Source organism: Polaromonas sp., assembly GCF_043778355.1.
GTDB lineage: Bacteria > Pseudomonadota > Gammaproteobacteria > Burkholderiales > Burkholderiaceae_C > Polaromonas.
Map to the genome: position 1 here is coordinate 1 of NZ_JAYWHI010000041.1, position 3,803 is coordinate 3,803.

Consider the following 3,803-nt stretch of genomic DNA (forward strand, 5'->3'; position numbering starts at 1 on the left):
CTCTGACGGAAAGGCGCCAGCCAGCAGCATGGCAGCCAACTGGATTTGCCCCTCCACGGTTGGCATTCAAACGATCGCGGCACTCAAGGTGGCGCTGGCAAAGGCCTCCATGCCCTGGTGTCTGGACTGGAGTAACCTCAAAGCCATTGATGCCGCTGCGGTGGAGCCCCTGGGCAAGGTCTTCGGCAACTGGTCTGCGCAGCCTGTGCAACTGCGCTTCATGGGTGATGCCAATTTGCAAAAAGTATTGCAAAACGCGACACCTTCTGGCCAGCGGGAGACGCCTCAAGAGTGGTGGCATCTGCGTATGGAGGCCTTGCGCGTCACGCACCGGCCAGACGAGTTTGAGCTCGCCGCCCTAGATTTTTGTGTGACCTACGAAGTCTCGCCGCCAGCATGGGAGAGTGCACGCTGCGACTACAAGGCGATGGACCTGGAGCAGGGAGTGGTTTCAGGCCACACCATCATTGGTGATGTGTACCGCGACTCGGTGCCGTCCATCATGAGCGCCCTGGACAGCGAAACCCCGACGGATTCGATGAACGCGCAGATCAACAGGTTCTCATCGGTCGAGCTGTCAGGCCAGGTGCACGGCGATGCTGTTGCCGTGCTGGAGCAACTCGAAGACAAGCTCAAAGGGGCCGACATTCTGGTTATTTCCTGCGCCAAGTTGATTCGGGTGGATTTTTCGGCCGCTGGGACATTGCTGAATTGGGTGTCTGCGCGTGAGGCCGAAAGCCGAACTGTGCAGTTTGTCGAGGTCAATCGTTTGGTGGCAGCTTTTTTCAACGTGATTGGCATCACCGAGCATGCAAAAGTCATGACTCGTCGGGATTGACTGCTGCAGTTGTAACCGAAGCCCAAGGTTTCGTTGGCGATTCCCTCAAACCGCGCAACTCCTGATTCGAAATCATGGCACACCGCTGGCCAGTTGTAACATACGCTGTTACTCGTTTAAAGCAACACATTCACTGCGTTTGCTAAGTACTTAATTTAAAACACATTTTAACTTTTCTTGTTCTTAAGAAAAGCTTCTAAGTTATTGATTCTATTGAAAAAAATATCGCAAATGACTTGCGCGGTAATTGTTTCCTGATAAAGTGGGAGGAAGTGCAATTTAGTGGTAAAAAGTGCGTTCTAAAGGTCTGCATCAGTGTTTCAAGGCGCGTCTTTCGTAGCTCTCGATACCAAGGGTCGGCTGTCTGTGCCGACCCGGCATCGTGATGTGCTCAGCGCGACCTCTGCCAGCCAGCTCACCATGACAAAGCACCCGCACGGATGCATCATGATTTTCCCCCGCAGTGAGTGGGAGAAGTTTCGTGAGCGCATCGCATCGCTGCCTATGCAGGCCCAGTGGTGGAAACGTATCTTTCTTGGCAACGCCATGGATGTAGACATGGACGCTACCGGTCGCGTTCTGGTCTCGCCCGAGTTGCGTTCAGCAGCCGGGATCAGCAAAGATACGGTGCTTTTGGGCATGGGTAATTATTTTGAATTGTGGGATGCCCAGACTTACGCCGTCCAGGAAGCCGAGCAGATGAAGGGTGACATGCCCGATATCTTTAGAGACTTTTCATTTTAGAAAGAAGACGGTGCAACATACATGGACACACCGCACCGTCTTGTTGAGTGAGGCAGTTGAAGCGCTTCAGATCAAGCCGGACGGACACTACATCGACGCTACCTTTGGGCGCGGCGGACATTCACGGCTAATCCTTTCCCGGCTATCGGCAGACGGCCGCCTGACAGCCTTTGACAAGGATCCTGAAGCGATAGCCGAGGCCAGCACCATCACAGACTCACGGCTCGCGATTCGCCACGAGGGCTTTAACCAGCTTGCAGCACTTGCACCCGCAAGCGCTATTGGGCTGCTGATGGACCTCGGCATCAGTTCGCCGCAAATCGACAATCCTGCACGTGGGTTTTCATTCCGGTCCGATGGTCCGCTCGACATGCGTATGGACACCACACGCGGCCAGAGCGTTGCCGACTGGCTTCAGGACGCGTCTATCGACAGCATGACGGAGGTGATTCGTGACTATGGAGAAGAACGGTTTGCTGGGCAGATTGCAAAGGCGATTGATCTGCGCCGCTCGGTCCGTGGACCGCTTCGAAGCACCGCCGAGCTGGCCGACGTCGTGGCTGGTGCGGTCAAGACCCGCGAGCCGGGCAAGGACCCCGCAACGCGCACATTTCAGGCTCTTCGGATTTTCATCAACGCCGAGCTTGAAGAGCTGCAACAAGCACTCGCTGCGTCGCTGAATGTTTTGCAACCCGGCGGGCGTTTGGTGGTGATCAGTTTTCACTCTCTCGAAGACCGTATCGTCAAGCAATTCATTGCAGAGCACTCGCGCGATGTTTTCGACAGGCGGGTGCCATTTGCCGTACCCAAGGCCATGCGCCTGACCGCGTTGGGGCGCGTTAAACCAAGTGCGTCAGAGGTCGCTGCCAACCCGCGCTCACGCAGTGCCGTTATGCGTGTTGCCGAGCGCACCGGGGCACACGCATGACTCGCTTCAACCTGGTACTGCTACTGGCCGTGATCGGTAGTGCGCTTTACCTTGTGCATACCCAGTACGAATCACGCCGGCTTTATGTCGAGCTTGAAACAGCCGCAGCGCAGAGCCGAAAAATCGAGGCTGAAAATGAGCGTCTACAGGTTGAAAAAAGGGCACAGGCCACGCCTTTGCGCGTTGAAAAATTGGCGAAAGAGCGCTTGCAGATGCACACTGTGACGCCCGCCATCACGCAATATGTCACCCAGAAAGAGGCTATAGACTCTGGTTCGGCGCCTGCGGTGGGTGCAACATCGTCGGGCGCAATTAGCGTTGGAGCTGGCCGGCCATGAGTAGGAGCGTACGCTACACCTCTAGTCCCTTGCTTGCCAGCAAGACACCGGTGTGGCGCAGTAAATTTATTGTGGCCGCCATCGCCCTGGCTTTTGCGGGACTGGCCAGCCGCGCTGCCTATGTGCAAGTGTTCGGAAACGATTTTTTCCAACGCCAGGGTGAAGTCCGCTTTGCCCGTACGCTTGAACTGCCAGCCAGCCGTGGCCGCATTCTTGATCGCAATGGCCTGATTTTGGCGTCCAGTGTCCCTGCCCCCAGTATTTGGGCCATTCCGGAAGATGTTGATGCGACGCCGACCCAGCTTGCCGCACTGGCCGCCCTGCTGGAGATGCCGCTGGCCGAGCTGAATAAAAAACTGGCCAACGAAGACAAGAGTTTTGTCTGGATCAAAAGGCAGGTAGACGATCCTGTGGCCCAGAAGATAACCGCTCTGGGTATCAAGGGGCTCTACCAACGCAAAGAATACAAGCGGCAGTACCCTGAAGGAGAAACTGCGGCTCATGTGGTGGGTTTCACGAATGTTGAAGACCGCGGACAAGAGGGCATTGAGCTGAACTTCAACAAAGAGCTGTCCGGTCGCGTGGGGTCACGCCGCGTTATCAAGGACCGGCTGGGCCGCGTGGTGGAGGACGTTCGCGAGCAGGTTCCGCCGCAGGACGGCAAGGACATTCAGCTCAGCGTTGATAGCAAGGTGCAGTTTGTTGCCTACCAAAAGCTGCGCGATGCAGTCATGCGCCACAAGGCCAAGGCAGGCAGTGTGGTGGTACTTGACACTGTGACAGGTGAAGTGCTGGCGCTGGCCAACTACCCGAGTTATGAACCGAACAAGCGTCAAAACCTGACCGGAGAGCAACTGCGTAACCGCGCGTTGACGGACACTTTCGAGCCCGGTTCCACCATGAAGCCGATCACTGTTGCAATAGCGCTGGAAGCCGGGCGTATCACCCCACGTAC

General features: G+C 56.2%; 5 protein-coding genes. All 5 read left to right on the forward strand.

The window, feature by feature from the left end:
- Nucleotides 1–838 (forward strand): STAS domain-containing protein (locus ACH2CW_RS07260; RefSeq protein ID WP_395056587.1); only part of this gene is annotated, 838 nt, incomplete at its 5' end.
- Between the two features lie 315 nt (nt 839–1,153).
- A complete protein-coding gene (mraZ, locus tag ACH2CW_RS07265; protein ID WP_395056589.1) occupies nt 1,154–1,582 on the forward strand; it encodes a division/cell wall cluster transcriptional repressor MraZ in 429 nt (142 codons plus the stop codon).
- 10 nt (nt 1,583–1,592) lie between these two features.
- On the forward strand, nt 1,593–2,510 hold the full coding sequence (gene rsmH / locus ACH2CW_RS07270) for a 16S rRNA (cytosine(1402)-N(4))-methyltransferase RsmH (RefSeq protein WP_395056591.1): 918 nt from the start codon (nt 1,593–1,595) through the stop codon (nt 2,508–2,510).
- Nucleotides 2,507–2,848 carry a cell division protein FtsL gene (gene ftsL, locus ACH2CW_RS07275; protein ID WP_395056593.1) on the forward strand — a complete coding sequence of 114 codons (342 nt, stop codon included), beginning with the start codon at nt 2,507–2,509 and terminating at the stop codon, nt 2,846–2,848. Before rsmH ends, ftsL begins: the two co-directional genes overlap by 4 nt.
- On the forward strand, nt 2,845–3,803 hold a 959-nt coding region (locus ACH2CW_RS07280), incomplete at its 3' end, for a peptidoglycan D,D-transpeptidase FtsI family protein (RefSeq protein ID WP_395056595.1). The genes ftsL and ACH2CW_RS07280, both read left to right, overlap by 4 nt.